Annotated in this window: 23 protein-coding genes; 8 read left to right on the top strand and 15 right to left on the bottom strand. The window is 44.0% G+C overall.

The window, feature by feature from the left end; genetic code table 11:
* Positions 1-91: 91 nt before the first annotated feature.
* From LDX50_RS18400 to LDX50_RS18425, 6 genes are all read right to left on the bottom strand, one after another.
* A complete protein-coding gene (locus LDX50_RS18400) occupies positions 92-958 on the bottom strand; it encodes a DUF5777 family beta-barrel protein (RefSeq protein WP_225697664.1) in 867 nt (288 codons plus the stop codon).
* 12 nt (positions 959-970) lie between these two features.
* Positions 971-1,507: a YceI family protein gene (locus tag LDX50_RS18405; protein ID WP_225697665.1), complete on the bottom strand. Its 537-nt coding sequence runs from the start codon at positions 1,505-1,507 to the stop codon at positions 971-973.
* Positions 1,504-1,881: an OB-fold putative lipoprotein gene (locus LDX50_RS18410; protein WP_225697666.1), complete on the bottom strand. Its 378-nt coding sequence runs from the start codon at positions 1,879-1,881 to the stop codon at positions 1,504-1,506. Before LDX50_RS18410 ends, LDX50_RS18405 begins: the two co-directional genes overlap by 4 nt.
* 2 nt (positions 1,882-1,883) lie before the next feature.
* On the bottom strand, positions 1,884-2,663 hold the full coding sequence (locus tag LDX50_RS18415) for a SprB repeat-containing protein (RefSeq protein ID WP_225697667.1): 780 nt from the start codon (positions 2,661-2,663) through the stop codon (positions 1,884-1,886).
* Positions 2,664-2,735: 72 nt separating this feature from the next.
* Positions 2,736-4,136, bottom strand: a complete 1,401-nt coding sequence (locus LDX50_RS18420) for an outer membrane beta-barrel protein (protein WP_225697668.1) — start codon at positions 4,134-4,136, stop codon at positions 2,736-2,738.
* Positions 4,129-4,683 (bottom strand): RNA polymerase sigma factor, encoded by a 555-nt coding sequence (locus tag LDX50_RS18425; protein WP_225697669.1) that lies wholly within the window; start codon positions 4,681-4,683, stop codon positions 4,129-4,131. The genes LDX50_RS18420 and LDX50_RS18425 overlap by 8 nt, the downstream gene beginning before the upstream one ends.
* Positions 4,684-4,796: 113 nt before the next feature.
* Between LDX50_RS18425 and LDX50_RS18430 the strand changes: the two genes are divergently transcribed.
* Positions 4,797-5,639 carry a zinc-dependent peptidase gene (locus tag LDX50_RS18430; protein WP_225697670.1) on the top strand — a complete coding sequence of 281 codons (843 nt, stop codon included), beginning with the start codon at positions 4,797-4,799 and terminating at the stop codon, positions 5,637-5,639.
* 51 nt (positions 5,640-5,690) lie between these two features.
* On the opposite strand, the gene LDX50_RS18435 is transcribed toward LDX50_RS18430, so the two are convergent.
* From LDX50_RS18435 to LDX50_RS18445, 3 genes are all read right to left on the bottom strand, one after another.
* Positions 5,691-6,200 (bottom strand): energy transducer TonB, encoded by a 510-nt coding sequence (locus tag LDX50_RS18435; protein WP_225697671.1) that lies wholly within the window; start codon positions 6,198-6,200, stop codon positions 5,691-5,693.
* A 64-nt stretch (positions 6,201-6,264) separates the two neighbouring features.
* On the bottom strand, positions 6,265-7,830 hold the full coding sequence (locus LDX50_RS18440) for a sodium:solute symporter family protein (RefSeq protein WP_225697672.1): 1,566 nt from the start codon (positions 7,828-7,830) through the stop codon (positions 6,265-6,267).
* A gap of 135 nt (positions 7,831-7,965) precedes the next feature.
* Positions 7,966-8,511, bottom strand: a complete 546-nt coding sequence (locus tag LDX50_RS18445) for a DinB family protein (RefSeq protein ID WP_225697673.1) — start codon at positions 8,509-8,511, stop codon at positions 7,966-7,968.
* Positions 8,512-8,644: 133 nt separating this feature from the next.
* On the opposite strand from LDX50_RS18445, the gene LDX50_RS18450 reads away from it, so the two are divergent.
* Genes LDX50_RS18450 through LDX50_RS18460 form a run of 3 tightly spaced genes read left to right on the top strand, consistent with a single transcriptional unit; the run spans position 8,645 to position 10,533 of the window.
* Positions 8,645-9,595: an aldo/keto reductase gene (locus LDX50_RS18450; protein ID WP_225697674.1), complete on the top strand. Its 951-nt coding sequence runs from the start codon at positions 8,645-8,647 to the stop codon at positions 9,593-9,595.
* Positions 9,596-9,610: 15 nt separating this feature from the next.
* A complete protein-coding gene (locus LDX50_RS18455; RefSeq protein ID WP_225697675.1) occupies positions 9,611-10,036 on the top strand; it encodes an alkyl hydroperoxide reductase in 426 nt (141 codons plus the stop codon).
* A 2-nt stretch (positions 10,037-10,038) separates the two neighbouring features.
* A complete protein-coding gene (locus LDX50_RS18460) occupies positions 10,039-10,533 on the top strand; it encodes a hypothetical protein (protein WP_225697676.1) in 495 nt (164 codons plus the stop codon).
* Here the strand turns inward: LDX50_RS18460 and LDX50_RS18465 are convergent.
* Positions 10,465-11,292 (bottom strand): alpha/beta fold hydrolase, encoded by an 828-nt coding sequence (locus LDX50_RS18465; protein WP_225697677.1) that lies wholly within the window; start codon positions 11,290-11,292, stop codon positions 10,465-10,467. The genes LDX50_RS18460 and LDX50_RS18465 overlap by 69 nt on opposite strands.
* A 39-nt stretch (positions 11,293-11,331) precedes the next feature.
* On the opposite strand from LDX50_RS18465, the gene LDX50_RS18470 reads away from it, so the two are divergent.
* On the top strand, positions 11,332-11,751 hold the full coding sequence (locus LDX50_RS18470; protein ID WP_225697678.1) for a hypothetical protein: 420 nt from the start codon (positions 11,332-11,334) through the stop codon (positions 11,749-11,751).
* Here the strand turns inward: LDX50_RS18470 and LDX50_RS18475 are convergent.
* From LDX50_RS18475 to LDX50_RS18490, 4 genes are all read right to left on the bottom strand, one after another.
* Positions 11,744-12,817, bottom strand: a complete 1,074-nt coding sequence (locus LDX50_RS18475) for an Ig-like domain-containing domain (protein ID WP_225697679.1) — start codon at positions 12,815-12,817, stop codon at positions 11,744-11,746. The genes LDX50_RS18470 and LDX50_RS18475 overlap by 8 nt on opposite strands.
* Positions 12,774-13,859, bottom strand: a complete 1,086-nt coding sequence (locus tag LDX50_RS18480) for a hypothetical protein (protein ID WP_225697680.1) — start codon at positions 13,857-13,859, stop codon at positions 12,774-12,776. Before LDX50_RS18480 ends, LDX50_RS18475 begins: the two co-directional genes overlap by 44 nt.
* Before the next feature lie 69 nt (positions 13,860-13,928).
* Positions 13,929-14,441 (bottom strand): DUF4136 domain-containing protein, encoded by a 513-nt coding sequence (locus LDX50_RS18485; RefSeq protein WP_225697681.1) that lies wholly within the window; start codon positions 14,439-14,441, stop codon positions 13,929-13,931.
* Positions 14,438-15,436: a formylglycine-generating enzyme family protein gene (locus LDX50_RS18490; protein ID WP_225697682.1), complete on the bottom strand. Its 999-nt coding sequence runs from the start codon at positions 15,434-15,436 to the stop codon at positions 14,438-14,440. Before LDX50_RS18490 ends, LDX50_RS18485 begins: the two co-directional genes overlap by 4 nt.
* 168 nt (positions 15,437-15,604) lie before the next feature.
* Between LDX50_RS18490 and LDX50_RS18495 the strand changes: the two genes are divergently transcribed.
* Positions 15,605-16,558: a DUF4421 family protein gene (locus LDX50_RS18495; RefSeq protein WP_225697683.1), complete on the top strand. Its 954-nt coding sequence runs from the start codon at positions 15,605-15,607 to the stop codon at positions 16,556-16,558.
* A 3-nt stretch (positions 16,559-16,561) separates the two neighbouring features.
* Here the strand turns inward: LDX50_RS18495 and LDX50_RS18500 are convergent, their stop codons facing one another.
* Positions 16,562-17,368: a VOC family protein gene (locus LDX50_RS18500; RefSeq protein ID WP_225697684.1), complete on the bottom strand. Its 807-nt coding sequence runs from the start codon at positions 17,366-17,368 to the stop codon at positions 16,562-16,564.
* A gap of 59 nt (positions 17,369-17,427) precedes the next feature.
* Here LDX50_RS18500 and LDX50_RS18505 point away from each other — a divergent pair, with 59 nt between their 5' ends.
* Positions 17,428-17,793 (top strand): DoxX family protein, encoded by a 366-nt coding sequence (locus LDX50_RS18505; RefSeq protein WP_225697685.1) that lies wholly within the window; start codon positions 17,428-17,430, stop codon positions 17,791-17,793.
* Between the two features lie 66 nt (positions 17,794-17,859).
* Positions 17,860-18,345 carry a fasciclin domain-containing protein gene (locus LDX50_RS18510; protein WP_225697686.1) on the top strand — a complete coding sequence of 162 codons (486 nt, stop codon included), beginning with the start codon at positions 17,860-17,862 and terminating at the stop codon, positions 18,343-18,345.
* The last annotated feature ends 6 nt before the right edge of the window (positions 18,346-18,351 follow it).

The following is an 18,351-nucleotide window of genomic DNA, read 5'->3' on the forward strand; positions in this document are numbered from 1 at the left end:
ATATCGCCCGCACCTTTGCTGTAACCTTTCATGTAAGGTATGCGTGAAGAATGCCCTAAGTAATTACTTAGACGTCTGAATATCAGTAACTTTATTGCTTCTTGAGCTGAAATGCCCGTGTAATATTAAATCCAAGGTGGATATCTCCGGCAAAAAAATCATTCATTGTTTCAGCAATAAACCCCTTTTCAATCATAGAACGTGAATTTGTCAGCTGAATCTGAAAAACATGTCCGCCAGTTTCAATATCAATGCCGATGGCCAGTGAATTGTAACTATCGTCATTCAGCGGTTCAACCTGATAATAATATTCAAGGTTTAGCGAGATCCTTTTGCTAAGCTTTACTCTTCCCCCTGCGCCAATTGCCAGAATATCATTTCGCAGGTCATTCTCCCCTATTAAGTTAAAGTGAATGTAGGATGGCATAAGCTGTAAGGAAACCGATTCACTGAATTTATGTGCAATCAACAACTGTGTGGTATAGGCAAGCTTGTCCTTGAAAGACAAATCCTTTTCGGGCTGTCGAAGTGTTTTAACTGTTCCGGAAGTAAAAAGTGTAACTGAAACAGGTGAACCAACACTCTTCTGTCGAATGACCCTGTATTTGAGAAAACCATCAAAAGTTTTTTCAAACGAACTTCGGCCAATTCCAATGTAGAGCTTATCCGATATTCCATACTCCAGTCCAAATCGGATGTTACTGTTATCGAGTCCAAAAAGGTTATAGCCCCCGCTGCTCAATTCGCCAAACCGATGCGAAATAATGAACTCAAGCGTCCCTGCTCCTCTTGTTTCCACAGAATGACCATTAATCAGACGTGTACCCTTAAAGGTCGATTCAATTATTTGAGTGGCTTCAACCTGTTCAGATTCGAGGCTTTCTAACAAATCATTCTGTGCCAGGCCTGGAAGGGCAATGATCATCAGGCTGACAAAAGAAAAAAACGTTCTTAACATGGATTATGGTTTTTAGAAAGAAAATTCCGCAGTTACATCTACGACTTCAGCAATATTCTTTATGACCAGTGTTGGAATCTCTATTTCATGGTCCGCCACGGTAACTTTAAAATTAGTCGTCACATGAAGAACACCACTTTTCTTCTCAAAAATAACTTCAGCTGTAATTTTTCGGGTGACCCCGTGTATAGTAAGATCACCGATCACTTCCCGTGATATTTTTTCTGAAGGGTTGAGCAGCGACCCATTAAAATCCTGGATGTTGCCAATGAATGTAGCCTTGGGATATTTTCCGGACTCCATATAATTTTCATTGAAGTGTTCCTGCATCAACGACTTTTCAAATTCAAAACCACGCATCAACATAGTCACTGCTACTTCTCCGGTGGTGCCATCGATTGCTGCCAGTGCCTGACGGTTCACAGCTTCGATATCTTCCAGCGGAGCTTTTGAGTAAAAATGAACAATCCCTTCCCGGTCAATGAGACGCTGGGAATGGGAAATTCCTATCGAGAATATTGCAAAAAGCAGCGTTAAAAATAATTTCATCTGAGGATACATTTACTGAGTTGGACGTCGAGGAGCATGCCTGTGCAGACTCCCTCGACAGTAATCATTTCATTTATTTCAATTGATTTCGGTAACTCGCTGATAACTAGGGCACAACTTATCAGCAATTGATTATTTGATTTAAGTAAGACAACTCCGCTTTCAGGGTTATAACTATCAACCAGACCCGAAACAGCCAGGCGTTTTCCGCTGAATTTCTCCATAGCCGACGTTTCATCCTGGCTAAATTCTTCTGCCAGCTCAGACGCAGTCAATTCATACTCAACCTTTTCCTGATCAGGCCAGAGGATTGTCAGCACCAGTAACAATATTGCCATCCCCAGTACAGCGAGATAAACATTCTTTCTTTGCATCACTAATTATCCCTCGCACCGTCATCAACCCAACAGGCGATCAATTGCTTCTGTTCCTCAGAAAGGGTGGCATTCGGCGGCATGGTTCCATTACCAGTACGGGTTTTGATGCGGTCTGCATTCGAAACCACATTTGCGAATTCACGGAAATCAGGCGGTTGTGTACCAGCGTGACATCCTGATATTGCACAATTGTTAACGATGATCGGTGACACTTCAGCGTCCCAGCTGGTTCCATTAAAAACCTTTACAGTCTGCGATGTTTCGCAATCCTGAGCATCTGAGATAAGAACAGTATACTCCCCTGCCGTAAGCTGACTGAATATGGCTTCATCCTGAAACGGCCCTCCATCAATCGCATAAGAATAAGGGGGAACACCTTCTATGGCGGTGACTTCTATAGCGCCATTATCTGAACTGCAACCCGCATCAGTAAGACTAACTGCACCGAATTGCACTCCATCGAGATTGTTCACGGTTGCGGTGACGTTCGCACTGCACGGTGAATTGTCCTTCACAGTAACCGTGTAGACGCCTGCAGCCACGTTGGTGAACTGACCATTCGTATTGCTGTTTCCACCATTAAGTGAAAACGTGTAATTTCCATCACCTCCGGTAGCACTTACGGTTATCGCCCCATCCGCATTACCGCAATTTGCATCGGTTGTGCTGCTGAGTTGAATTTGAAGTCCGTATGTGGAACAGTTTACAGATGGTTCTTCCTGTTCGCTCTGACAGCCGAACAGAAGAATGATTAGCGAAAGTATTGAAAGTTTCTTCATAGTGTTTTGTTTAAAGAAGGGGCGATATTCAGGGAATATCACCCCCTACTAACCATATCAACCAGTTATTAGTTATTCATTAATTTTAAAATGTTTGCGAATTGTAAACATCATTCCGGAACCGAACAGGTCGACCTTTCCAAACCCCACTTGCTTCATCGGAATCTTCGCATACGGTTCGAGCCTCAGTGATAAATTCCTTCCAATGGTCGATTCGACCCCGAATGAGCCATTGAAGTACCCAAGCCATGCACTGGAATTCTCCGTAGTTTCCCATCCTTCTGAACCATAATAATTCGGCACACTGAAGTCATACTTGTAATCCTCATTGAGTATGAAATAATTGCTGATCCCGGCGCCGATGAAAAACCTGATTTTCGAATCAGGGTTAATAATGAAATTCAGATTGATCGGTAAATCGAGTATGCCGCAAACTGCGCGTACCTCATCCGGAATCATACCATCGGTATAATAATCCCAATAGCCTTCCGGTGGATTATACTGGTCACCTGATGCCAGATATCGCTTATTGCTGTACAATAATCCGGTATTGACCGACCACTGTCGACTGAAAGTATAGAAGACCTGTAACCCGAACTCACCGGATACTCTCCAGGGATCGCCATTTCCTGTACTGTTGAAGTCGGGTGAAATGCCCAACCCAATACTCCAATTGCTGAAGGTATCTTCCCTCTCTTCATCTTCATTCTCCCCGACAGATAATTGTTGAATGGTATTATCAGGAATACTGATATAGACTTTTTCAGGCATCCATAGATTCAGACTTTGCGGAAATGGCTCAAATGGCTTAGGTTCCCATGAATGAAGCAGCCCTGCCGGGAGTTCAGGGAGTTTGCCCCCCTCCTGTCGGAGGTTTATATCACCGGCATTCAATTGCTCGTCCGAAATTGTTTCAACCTTAGTATTACCCGGGTTATTATGATTCAAATTGTGATTTATCTCGTCAGATTCCCTCTCAAAACCTGGTTTGGGCTGGTTGTTTGCCAGATCCCCGGAATCTGAAGATTGTTTACTATCCCCGGGGCGGGCGATTGTCCCGGAATCGGTTTCAGTAGCCGGGTTGGACCCTTCAGAATTATCAGTGATTTCCGAGCGGATACGCTGCGTATTTTGGGAATCATCCGCTTGACGGGATACAGCGGCATCAGAACGGGTATCTCCCATTTCTTCGGTTTTCGGATTTTCCTCCGCAATCTGAGGGCTATTGTCCTCCCCACCAGCATTCTCCACAGTGAAATAACTATGCATGATCCAGCCGGAAAGAAATGCAAGAATTACCAATGCAATCCAACCCCATGGACGTACGCCATTATTTCTTATCCCTCCCGCAAGAAGATCATCCTCATCAAGCCGCTTCTCCAGGTTTTCCCAATCTCCTTCATTAAATGGAAACTCCACCTGTCTCAGCCTTTTCTCAAAGAATTTTTCTATATCGTTATTTTCTTTATCCATTTCGTACGCCAAAATATTCTTTCAACATAATCTGCAACTTTGCTCTGGCCCGTGAATAATTCGATTTTGATGTCCCGGTTGATATATTCAATAGTTTTGAAACTTCTTCATGTTTGTAACCCTCAATAGCCACCAGGTTAAATACGGTTCTGTAGGCATCCGGCAGCTTTTTCACAAGCGACAACATTTCCTCATAAGTGATAGATTCCAGAATAGTACTTTGCCCGGCAATCGTTTCAGTGTGATATGTATCATCCTCAAAAAGCATTCGGCTCTTTCGCTTAAAATGATCGATTGAACAGTTCACCATCACACGTTTTAACCACGGCTCAAATGGCTGATCCAGTTCAAAGGAGCGTATATATTTAAAAGCCTTGAAAAATCCATCATTCATGATTTCAACAGCATCCTCGCGGTTTTCACCATATCTCATACAAATACTCATGGCAAAACTGTAATAACGCTGGTACAATTTTTTCTGCATCGCCCGGTCGTTATCCCTGCAGCCCTTAATAAGGTTGACAATATCATTGTCAGGTTTGTCCAAAAGTGGTTACTGGTTGGTTAGGTATTGGTATCTACCTGCAAACTATAAAAAAAGGTTGCGTGTGGTTATTAAATAATCAGGTAATTCTTACTTTGGAGCCTTAAAGACAATCAATGGGTGCTACTCAATACATTTTATCCGGTCTTGGAATTTTTGCATTGGGATGGATTTTATATAAAGTTATTGACGAATCTGTTCAGGTAACTAAAATCATTTTCAATTATTCGACGCAATACAGGTTCAAGCATCTCTGGCATCGTCATATGATCCGCCGTCCTCTAAAAGAAAAATACAGGGTTATTCTTCAGGACTACTTCATCTACTATCTGAAATTAGGGGAAGAAGACAAGCAGCTTTTCGAAAAACGGCTGCAGCAATTCATCGACATGAAGGAATTCATCGTGAGGTCAAAATCACTAACCCTGAGTGATGAAATGATTGTTCTGATCTCCGCAAGTGCAATTCAGCTTACTTTTGGTTTTCCGGGAATATATTTCACCCATTTTCAGCGGATCCTGATCTATCCGGACAACTATTACTCGCTTATTACCCAGAAATATCATCAGGGTGAGGTGAACCGTGCTGGAATTATCGTTCTGTCATGGAAAAACTTCCTTAGTGGGTATACCGACCGTACCGACGGAAGAAATCTTGCATTGCATGAAATGGCTCATGCGTTGCTCCTTGAAGATAAAATTGTGAACGGGGAATACGAGTTCCTCTCACGAAGGCATCTTCGCGCGTGGGACTTGCTGGCCACGATGGAAATGGAACGAATCCGCAACGGTCAATCGATCTTCAGGGAATACGGAGCTACAAACCGATATGAGTTCTTTGCAGTGGCAATCGAAATATATTTTGAAAAACCGTACGAACTGAATGCTTACAGTCCGCAACTCTACCGAACCCTGTCAAATTTACTGAACCAGGATATTATCAAACTTCATTCGGCATGAACGATGAAAGGGTGACCGAAACCAATCACCCTTCCTTGAGAAAGTAATTACCTATTCCTCAAATTTAAAAACAACGGGCAAACTGAATCTGTATGCAACAGGTGCACCATCCTTCATTGCAGGATTCCATGCGGGCATCAGATTAACAACCCTAAGTGCTTCTGTATTCAGCAATTCGTCCTCAGCCGGTTTTGTAACCCGGGCATCACGAATGCTTCCATCCGGAGCAACGACAAAGTCTACTACTACCGTACCTTCCGATTCATTTTCGCGAGCTTCTATGGGATAAGTGAGATTCTCGCGCACAAAATCATTCAACGTTCCTGGTCCGGCAAAAGAAGGCATATTCTCCTCTGTGAGGAAGGTATATACCATATTTCCTTCCTCATCAATGAAGAAATCCTGACCCTCTTTTATAACGCCAGATTGTTCTTCTGCGTCGTCCATTACTTCTTCCATGTCATCCGCATCGATCACCTCGGTTTCAGATGGCTGTGGATTGCAGGCAAATAGTAATGCACCACCCATGAAAACGATTGGGATTATTCGTTTTAATAACATAGCTATCAGGTTTATTTTCCTCAGAGAATTTACTCAATTTTCATGAGAATAAATATGAGATAAATCAGAACATATAGCGCAATGCAATACTGAATGAGACGATTGCAACAAAGTAAATGATCAGGCCTAAATTCATTCTGGTAAGCAATGGCTCGAGTGTATCACCGCTTGCTTCATCCCGTGACGGGGCAGACCGGAAAGCGGAGATGAGCAGCGCGACCAGTAAGCTCACAAAAAAACCAATGGCATTCCACCAAAACCAGAAAATAGAATTTCCTACGACAAGCCACATGAAAATATTTACGCCCACCCCTGTCAAAAGGCCGGTATTCATTGAAAATGCACCTACACGCTTAAATCTGATCGCAACGAGAAATGTCGCAAGGATCGGCCCGAAAAAAACGGACCCTATTTTGTTTATCGCTTCAATGACCGTTGGCGCTATATCACCTGCATAAAATGAAAGTCCGATACAAACCAACCCCCAGAAAAGTGATGTCATTCTGGAATATCGAACATACCGGTCGGGTGGCACGGACTTACCTCTTAAAACAAAATCTTCAGTTGTGACTGCGCTTAGCGAATTAATGGCAGAACTTAATGAAGACATAGCTGCTGACAGGATTGCAACAATCAGAATTCCTATGATCCCGTGAGGGAGGTAATCCCTGATAAAGACAGGAATCATTAGATCAGGCTTATCTGCCGGGATCTGAGCGATAAATTCCGGGGTATTCATTGCAAACACCCCAACAATCAACCCCATGATGCAGTAGCTCAATGTGATAGGGAACCGGAGGAGACCGTTATAGAACAACGTCTTTTTTACAGTCGCCAGGCTATCCGCTGCCAGCAGACGCTGAACCTGGCTCTGATCAGTCCCATAGTAGGATGCATACAGGAAAAAACCACCAAAAAGCATGGGCCAGAAGCCAAAGGACTCCCCTTCAGCAAACCCGAGTGATCCAAAATCCACTGCTGTTAACCTGTCTGTTTCGACTAATTCAGTAAATTGACTCCATCCACCCAGCAGATCAAGACCGTAATAAAGACATATGAGAATACCGCCGAATAAAATGATCATTTGGATCATATCACCGTAAACCACGGCTTTCATTCCTCCCTGGTATGAATAGATGAGTGTAACCAACCCGATTACCAGTATCGTTTGCCAGAATGGAATACCAATAACGCTCATGATAATGAGAGCAACCGCATAGATCATAACGGCCGTTGCAAATGCGCGGCTAATCTGAAAAACCAGGCTCAGAAGCAATCGGGTGGAAATCCCAAAGCGTTTCTCGAGATATTCATAAATACTCACCACGCCGCTCCGGTACAGTGCTGGTATTAAAACCGTGGCAAGAAAAATCATAGCCAGCGGAACAGCAAACTCGTAGCTGAGCCACTGCAGTCCCCCTCCTTCCCGGATCCCCACAAATGCAGGGGCAGACATAAAGCTTATGGCGGAAAGCTGTGTTGCCATCACCGAGAGACTCAGTGGAAACCAGCCAAAAGACCGCCCGCCAAGGAAATAATCTTCCTTGTTGTTTTGCTGCTTAAAAAAATAACCAAGACCTAAAAACCCAATGGCATATAGTATGACGATCGTGTAATCGAGTGTATTCATTAGACGTGGTTTAATCCGGAATCGGTTAAAATATAAATTTTAAGCTCGGAGTAAAAAGGAATTCCGTATTAATGCCGCCTGTAGAATACAGCTGGTTAACTTAATAGCAGGCTGACCCGTGATACAACTTATACCTTACAGAAATTTATAATTTGGTGGCTCTATACCATTCATCCGAAGATAGAGGTTCGCCTTTGCCCGATGATTGGTAACGTGGTCATGAGCAAAAATCACTGCCTGTCCGCGCGTAATGGTTGTGTTCTTTCCAAAAGGAAGTTCTGCTGCGAGATCTTCACTGCTCAGTGTGCCCATTGCAGCCATCATATCGTCAAATCCTTTGGCAACAAGACCCCTGATCTCATCCTTAGACATAGTTGAGGCATCGGGCTCTTCATATTTGATGCGATTACCCTTCATCATTGCCTCGCTGAAATAGTGAAGTGAATAGCCGATATGAACCATCTGGCTTCCAAAGGTCTTATTGACTTCGGTAGGCTGATAATTAAAGTTTTCTGCCGGCATTGCATCCAAAACTTCCAGCGTGTGGCTTTTGGCCGTTTCCATCAGTGGCATGGTGAGTACAATAAATTCCGGTGTTTCTTTAGTACTACTGGTGAATGCCCCGAGTGTGAGGACCAGTGCTGAAGCCAGTGTGAGCGTAATCAGTATTGAATTCTTCATGGTAAATTGGGTTAGTCGATGAATAAATAATTGAGGCGACAATGCCTCTGGGCTTTAATTTAGTTTTACGAAGACAATTTTTGTCAGGTTGTGTTATTTTACTGAACTTCACAATGAACCTGATTAAAATACAATGAAATACCTTCAATTTACAGACGGAACAAAGATACCTCAGCTCGGACTCGGCACCTGGAAATCAGCACCAGGTGAGGTCTATCAGGCAGTGATAGATGCTGTAAATGCAGGCTATCGCCACATCGATTGCGCTGCTATTTACGGGAATGAGTCGGAAATAGGAGAAGCACTTACCCATTTACTTAAATCAGGATCTGTAAAACGGGAAGATCTTTTCATCACATCCAAGCTCTGGAATAATGCGCATCAGCCGGATGCAGCGCATCTGGCACTGAAAAAGACCCTTTCGGATCTTCAGCTGGATTATCTGGATCTATACTTAATCCATTGGCCCATTTCAATTAAGGTTGATGCCGGTTTTCCATTTACAGGTTCCGATTTTATAAGTCCTGAAGAGCTCCCGTTCACCGTTACATGGAAAGCGATGGAGTCAATGAAAAAAAGTGGTTTAGCGCGGCATATCGGTGTGTCAAATTTTTCCATTCCAAACCTGAATAAACTCATCAGAAGTGCCGAACTCATGCCGGAAATGAACCAGGTGGAAATGCATCCGTTTCTGGCTCAAAAAGAATTATTCCACTTTTGTTCAGACCATGACATCCTTGTTACAGCCTACTCGCCGCTCGGATCATCGGATCGTTCGTCGGGCATGAAAGCAGATGATGAACCCTCTCTCCTGCAAAATGAAGTGATTCAGGGAATTGCAGGTGATCTTGACTGTAGTCCTGCCCAGGTATTACTCGCATGGGCATTACAGCGAGGTACCGCGGTGATACCTAAATCCACCAATAAGGGTAGGATTGCAGAAAATTTCAGGGCCCAGGACATATCCCTGAGCAGTGATCAGATGAAGAAACTGGAGGCTTTGGATGGCACCTACCGCTTCGTGAATGGCAAATTCTGGACGCCTCAGGGAAGTCCGTATACCCTTGAATATCTCTGGGGATAAACAGAAATAACTTTTTTGGGTTATACGATTATGCAACAGATGGCATTTATGCGTATAACCCTCAGGGCGGCCGCAATCTATAACATTGTATGGGGTGCGTGGGTCGTATTATTCCCACAACATTTTTTCTCACTTGCAGAGATGTCACCAATTAATCACCCGTTGGTTTGGCAGGGAATGGGAATGGTAATCGGAGTTTACGGCCTGGGATACTGGTGGGCTTCGTTCGACCCGGTCCGTCACTGGCCGATTGTCGCTGTGGGTTTTCTGGGCAAGCTCTTTGGTCCACTGGGATTTGTCATCAATTACCTTCAGGGCAATGTGCCTTTTAATTTTATTATAACCCTGATCACCAATGATTTTATCTGGTGGATCCCGTTCTACATAATCCTTAAAAATGCCGCTAATGAGGGCTGGCCTTTACGCACAACTACCAACTGATCATGAAATATAAACAAACCAGACCGGCCTCATTCGACGAGCACGTCTATTCAAAGAAATATATCATCAACTCCCCGGTTTCTGAGGTTTGGAACGTGCTCATGCGCGAGTCTACTTTCAGAGATACACAATTATGGCCTTTCAGGGTAGAATTTGATTCAGACGGAGCAGAAGACCGAATGACAGTGGGTATGGATAATGTCCACCACGGACCTCTCATGCTGTTTACCGGAGTTCTTACGGAAATACGCGAACGTGAATATCGTGATCTCCACTATTACCTTGGAAGCTATTTTCTGAGTGTCCGATGGATTCGCCCTGCACGGCTGGAATTTTTTGTGGTGGATCAAGGAGATAACACCGGCCTTGAATTACGTCTTACCACATATGTGAGGCCCTGGATTAAAGGTATATGGAATAGTATGCTATCAGTATTCTGGCTTAATTTCGGATCCTGGTTCAACAGGTACGTTAAAAAGCAGATCAGAAGAGCGTAGAAATTTCAGGCTGATTTGATTGAATTCTTTTGGATCATCGATGTTGCAGATATGTCCGGCACCATCAATTTCATGTATCATTACACGCCGGTTTTTTGAGGCGAATTCTCTTGCTGTTTTCAGAAAGACATAATCATCAGAGCCCATTACCACCATAACCGGAAATTCTATCTGCTGATTCCAGAATCTAGTAAGCAGCCTGAAGAATTCATCATACAACGTTACCCAGCGCAAATACGCCTCGGGATCAATTTTTCTTGCCTGGAGCCTGTAAATCCTGCGGGATCGCTGATGACTGTCCTTTGGCATCAGCAAATAGGAGAACATCGAATACATCATTCTGTAAGGAAGAAAAACATTAAATAACCTTGCCGCAGCGACGAACAGGCGTATCGGTACATTACCCCTGAATATGGCCCCAGCCATTACTGCCGCGCGAACCATCCCAGGCGCACGCATAGAGAGATCCTGCAGCAGAACACTTCCAAATGAAAGAGATATAAAAACCGCGCGTTGAATACCCAGGTGAAACAGAACCTCGAGTATATCCGAAGAGATTAATTCGAAGGTATACGAATTTTCATTCTTGCCCTCTGATTGTGACTTACCGTGATCCCTCAGATCCAGCAAAAGAACCCTGAAATGCTCCTGATATGCATCGGTCTGATATTTCCAGGTTTCAATACTTCCTCCTGCGCCATGAATAAATACAGCCCAGGGAAGTCGGCTATCCTGATTGATGATTTTGTAATGTAACACGGATAAGAACATTTGGCGGAGAAAAAAGTTAAGAACTGCATGGAGTATGTAAACATTTTCCGCAGTATGGCCGACTTTGGACTTGTCGTGCTGATCTGGTTGGTACAGATGATCATCTACCCTGGGTTTAATGTTATTGACCCGGCATCATTCGATAACTGGCACAGGAAATATATGGTTCTGATCACTTTTGTGGTTGCGCCTCTTATGTTTGCACAGGTTTTCCTGACTGGAATACAGCTATGGATGAATCTCACAATAATCAACATAGCCAGTATGGGATTGATCATTTCTGTTTGGCTCCATACTTTTTTTAAAGCAGTGCCTCTGCATAATTCGCTTGCCCGGGAGGGCAATCAAGCGCCGATCGTGGATGAACTGGTGAAAGCAAACTGGTACCGAACCATCATCTGGTCACTTATCTGGCTATTCGGGTTAGCTGCATGGTTGTTTACTTGATAGTGAATTCAAGTTGGTTTATTAACCCGGAAGGAGCAGAAGAATCTGTTAGGTCTTCATCAAATAAACGATCAATCCTGTTCCCGGATAGGTCCTCAATTGTATTTTTAATTTCAACTATATATCTACCTGTTATCCAATTACTTATAGGAGTAAATACTATTCGGCTTTGCTCAGTTGAAATACTAACTACACCCTGAACCTTCTCTCCGTCGGCCTTCATGATCTGGATTGCAGCAGGCGCAGATAAAAGGTCTAGCGGCTCATTGGACATGATAATCAATGACTGTTTTGTATTTAGCTCAGGAAACTTCATTTTCCAACGGGATGGGTCAATTCGGCTGCGGTCTGCCCGGGTTACATAAAATTTTTTTGAAACCGCCTCTGGTAACGGCTGCCCCTGTGCACTCATCCATCCATTCAAAATAAGTAGTTCATAGGATGTGCCTTGCCTGAGTGGATTACCTTCCTCCCGGTTAGGGATAAGATCACGCTTTATGCGGCCGGGATTTAACCACAGGGTAAGTGTATCACCACCAGGATTCCATAGTTCAGGGGATAGATCGAGGAAGACATTTTCGAGAAATCCATTCTGCCCTTGTTCACGGATCATTACAAATTCTGAACTTTTGCCTGACTGCATTTCACGATCGAAGACCAACTGCATTTTTAGCAAATTTTCAGGCAATGAATCCGGCGTTGGGTGGATCGAAAGTAATCGGGGTGGATTGGAAACGTTATCAGGCGTTCGAAAGGCCGCTATCCGTTCTCCCAGGTATGTAACCTCGTAATCAGAAGCAAAATCCAACGGCAGGAAAGGCAGGAAAGTAATGTAATGTTTTCTGACTTCCCAGCGGCCGGCGACCTCCCGCTCTGCTGATTTCAGGTATAGTTTAAGATGCTCCGGCGTTGAAACTTCTACTTCCAGATCAACTTTCGATATGCCACTTTGATCCAAGAGGAAATTAGCCTGCCCCAAGACGGACAGGCTTATTACTGTAAAAATGGCGGTAATGAAATATTTACAACCAGAAATCATTCCCGGTAATAAGATCGAGATCCCCATTGGATTGCCGTTTGAGCATAATCCAGCCTGAATCCCCCCATTTATCCATTTGAATCACATTGGTCATCGGAAAATTTAAATAAGGAACACCTGCTGTAGCTGCCGGTATATCAACCGGTTCAGTAAGGCTACCTTCATACGAGACTATATCACTCAACAGTATTTTCATCACCGGGCGATTTGAATTAGCCATCAGCAGTACTTCCCTGCCGTCTTTTTCAAGTATCACCATGTCCAGCGGAGTATTACCGGCACCTAATTCAGCGACGGTTCGTCCCTTAATGTGTTCACCTTTCTTTAAATCAGAAAGCGGAAATAAAACAAGAGGGGTACAGGTATAGCTCGCGATGACATAGGTTTCATTATTTAATGTAGCAGTTGTGAAGGTCTTAACAGGTGAGTGAGTTTCATACTGGCCGTGCGCTGCATGATAAATTTCAAGCGAAGCATCCTGTTGATCATCTGAAAATGGATAGCTAATACTTCGAAACGTACTTCCGAATTCCTGGTTTGAAAGGCCTGTTACAAGTAACTGGTCCCCCGAGAAGTGTATATCAGAAATAGCCCAATGGCGAAGCGGACGCCCTCTCCTGTCTTTGCTGTCCTCTTCTACGGCATTGGCAATCGACTTTTGGCTGTAGCTCACAGTAGAAAGATCCACCGGGTTAATGGCTCCCGACTGATCAACTGTGAGAAGAACAGGTTGATTATTTTTTGCATGAACGGCCATGTAAATCACACCACTTTTCGGATGCACTGCCATGTCCTGAATCGTTATCATATCAACGCTTGTCCCCAGAACCTGGGCAATGGAGATATCAATTTTTGACAGGTTTACTTCGCCGAACGAAGCTGTTGATTCCTGGCTGGTGGCTAATGCAAAAATCTTGGCTGATTTACTGTCTCCAATAAAGAGAATGCCTTCCGGACTGAATGTAAGGGCATTGATGGATTGTACTTCTTCGCTGAGAGGCATAGGCTTATCTGAAGAATAAGCCATAACCACAATCAGACAGAAGATGCCTGTAAGTATAGATTTCATAAAAGTGGTGGTTTGGTGTATACATTAAATATACTCAAACAAACCACCGAAGGTTTCATTTATTCCAACTTATTGAGCGGGAAAATCCCTGAACAGCATTTCTACTCCTTTATTGATACGCTTGATCATTTCACTTTCCTTCCCTGAAATTGTTCCTGCTGCTACACCCTGCCAAACGAGATTGTCGGTTTTGGTGTCGACAAAATCGAGCACAACAGTACCTTCCTTATACTGATTCACCACAACTTCCTCGCTTTGCCAGGAATAATTACGCTGGCCCATGTATGCAATGTCGCGATAGTCGGTTTCCCGGGTCTGAACCTTTTCTTCAACAGTGCTTCCTATGTTGATCATAAGATCCGGATTGTCACTCAGAGCGTATCCCTTTGTTTCCAGCTGACTCACAACCGCCTTTTTCAGATCATTAAGATACGGGCTTGTTGAGTTTTGCACTTCATAGAAGTTAAAGGTTTTGTAACCTTCGAAGTCCTTCTCAATTATTTCAGTAGACACAACACGCACAGGAGTGCATGCGAGCATGAATCCGGCAATAGCCAGAATTATAAAATTCAGTGTTTTCATGGATTATTGAAAGTTTCGGATTTAACACAACGAAAACCCAGGTGTTCCTGCCCGGAGTCGATGGCGGTCGCCATGCGCGCACTCGGACGGTAATTTGAACAATACTGAATGCTGCACAAGTAGGAACCGCCTTTTATCACCCGTTTCGGGTTATAGGGATCTGTGGGGTCATAACTTGATTCAGGACCGGTTGGATTCTTGCAAATGGTCATCTTATCCAGCTGTGCGTAAGTATCGGGTCGATACCAGTCGGAAGTCCACTCCCACACGTTACCAATCACCTCGTATAGACCATATGAATTTGGCGGATAACTTTTCACAGGGGCAATACCCGCATAGCCATCCTCACCGGTCATCCGGTATGGAAAATCACCCTGAAAAAAGTTTGCCAGGTACTTTCCCTGAGGGGTTAACTCGTCTCCCCAGGCAAACGGAGCCCCGCTCTTTGCATTTTTTGCTGCAAATTCAAATTCCGCTTCAGTAGGCAGTCTTTTTCCTGCCCAGTCGGCGTATGCCACCGCATCTTCATAAGCAATATGAACAACCGGATAATTATCCTTGCCCTCAATCGAGGATTCCGGGCCATAAGGATGCCTCCAGTTCGCACCTACCACCCATGCCCACCATTGGGAAAAGTCGTTTAGCTGAACCGGGTAATTTGGCGGTGAAAATACCATGGAGCCGGGCTGGAGAATACTGTCGGCAGGCTTGGGAGTGCCCGCAGGAAGATTTTTCTTTAGTTCTTCCCAGTCAATGGGCCGTTCAGCAACGGTCACATATCCCGTTGCCTCAACAAATTCACGATACTGGGCATTTGTAACTTCCGTTTCATCCATCCAAAAACCATTAACTTCAACGGTATGCGCCGGACCTTCATGTACGCTGGCTTCATTTCCATCGTTACCACGTATGAACGTGCCACCCGGAATCCATACCATCCCATCGGGCGCTTCACCGGGAGGTGCTTCCATGACCTGGGTTTCAGTTGACTCCATTGCCGGTTGATCCGGCTTTGAAGTACACTGGGTGAAATATAAAAGTATGATAAAACAATATGTGAACCGATGCATGAATTACGTTATTATTGTAATGTGAAAGTTACGATGGTAACAAAACAATTATCCTTAAAATTTTGAATTTTTCGTGAAATCCGGAATTTTTTTATGGTCAGGATTATAATTATATCCCTATTACTGATTTTTCCTGCCGTGCTTTTTGCACAGTCCCTGGATGATGTGGCTAATATGGTAAAGCCGCCTGACGTGGATTCTTCCTTTGTTGAACTGAATCAGAATGACTGGACGGTCCGGTTATTTTCAAATCTGAAATATCAAAGCTTCAGCTTAAAGAACAGGGACGGTCGAATTTTTTTTCGGCCACGGGGTCCATTCTCAGGCGGAATCGGAGGTTCCTACAAAACACTTCTCCTCGATCTGGGGCTCCGGTTCAATAACGATGGATCCCAGCGTTTCGACCTTCAAACAAGCTTATTGCTAAAGTCGTATTTCATTAACCTCTCGGTTCAAAAATACACAGGATTTGAAGAGACAAACCCGGATGAATTCGAAACATTCCGGGGCGATATTACGACCTTCACCATCAATCTTGAAGCAGCCGTTTTCCCCAACCACAGGGAAATTTCATTTCGTTCTCTTCAGTCAGGCATCGACAGACAAAAAAAGGGTTCCGGTTCCATATTGTATGGTGGATTCATAGGGTATCATAAAATGTCAGCCGACAGCTCAATTATACCATCCTATGCGGATGAGATTTTTTCAGAAAAATATGATCTCACATCCCTGACTGTCAGAAATATCGGCGTAATAGCCGGTTATCTTTATATTTACCCGGTATCAAACAATCTTTTTATAGCTGGAAGTGTCCGCCCGGGTTTGGGTGTCCAGTGGGGAAAGATTACCACTGAAACGGATATCATTCCCGATTACGGAGTATTGTATATGAAGATGGCAATCTCGGCCGGTGCCGGTTTTAACTGGCAAAAATTTTACTCCACACTTAATTATAACCTGGAAGCGAATTACATACGGCTGGGTGACAGCCACATTTACAACTACAACAGCGGCAAGGTAAAACTGGCCGTTGGCTATAAAATTTAGGGATTATTCAGCTGCCATGGTTTCACCGGGTATCTTGATGTATTCTTTGTCAATAGGCTCCCACAGTTCTATCTTTCTCCCTTCCGGATCCAGGACCCATGCGAATTTGCCATAATCATAGACTTCCAGTTTACCAACCTGCTGAACCCCGTTGGATTTCATTTTACTGAGAAGTCCCTCCAGGTCATTTACCCGATAATTGATCATGAAATCATGTTGGGAAGGCTCAAAATAATCTGTATCGTCTTTAAACGCACTCCAGACCGTAAACCCGGGCTCATTTCCCGTCGACTCTTTTCTCCATTGCCATTGTGCCCCGTACTGACCAGTAAGTATTCCGAGGTTTTCCCTGTACCAGGTCTTCACCATTTCGGGATCTTTGCACTTAAAGAAGAATCCACCCGGGCCAGTTACCCCGGGTTCCCTGGCAGGCACAGGATGTTTCTCCGTTTCACCCAGCCGGAAATGTGGATTTTCGATCAGCCCGACCGGGTTGCCCCACGGATCACCCATCACGGCGACCCTGATGCCACCCCCTACATCTTCCAAATTTTCCAGTACGGTTGCTCCTGCTTTACGAAAGGATTCAACCGACTCTTCCAGGTTGTCAGTTCCCCAATATGAAACATGATGCGTCGGGTCCAGATTAGTACCGTCGCCGGGCTGCAGACCGAGTTCAAAACCTCCTATATTGAATCCGATATAGAAAGGCTCATCAAAATATGGGGAAACATTAAATACATCGCTGTACCACTTCCGTGCTGCCTGGAGGTCTGGTACCCGATAAACAATGGTTCGAAGTCCGTTCATGTGTGAAAATTTTAAGGTAAAATACAAAAACATCTTTGATCTTCCCGGGTTTTATCAGCATGAAACGCATTGGCTGGATCGCACTTTCGATATTTTACATTGTTGCCGGACTGAATCATTTCAGGGATCCGGAATTTTATCTGCCGCTCATCCCGGGCTATTTCCCCAATCCCGAATTAATTAACCTTGGCGCCGGAATTGTGGAGATTCTGCTTGGAATTCTGGTCGCTATTTCCTCTACCCGGAAAGCTGCCTGCTGGATGATTATAATCCTCCTGGTCTGCTTTATCCCATCCCATATCTATTTTATTCAGTTGGGAGGATGCGCTGGAAAGCTCTGCGTTCCTGAGTGGGTAGCATGGGTTCGTCTTCTTCTAATTCACCCTTTGCTCATCATTTGGGCCTATCGAATAAAAAATGTTTAATCTTTTTAACAAAACATTAAACAATGTATGCCACTTGTGCATTATATATACAAACAAATAAACACCATGAAAAACTTAGTAAAAATAGTAGCAGTAGTTGTTGTTGGCTTAATGATTTCTGTTTCTGCCATGTCACAGGATAAAACCATCGTAGGTTTGGCAGCAGGAAATTCAGATTTATCCACACTGGTTACTGCAGTTAAAGCGGCTGGCCTTGTAGACGTATTGAATGGAGATGGTCCGTTCACCGTATTCGCCCCGACAAACGCAGCATTTGCCGCTTTGCCTGAAGGAACATTAGAAACTTTATTAAAACCTGAGAACAAAGACATGCTCGTAAGCGTTCTTACGTATCATGTGGTTGGCGGAAAAGTCATGTCAACTGATTTAAAAAATGGAATGGTAAAAACCGTTGAGGGAAGCGATGTTACTGTAAAGGTAGGTCCCAAGGTTTATATCAATGACGCAAATGTATTAAAAGCTGATGTGAACGCATCAAATGGAGTAGTTCACGTTATAGATAAGGTCATCCTGCCTCCTTCAATGAGGTAGATGATT

This window comes from Fulvivirga sedimenti (genome assembly GCF_020328055.1).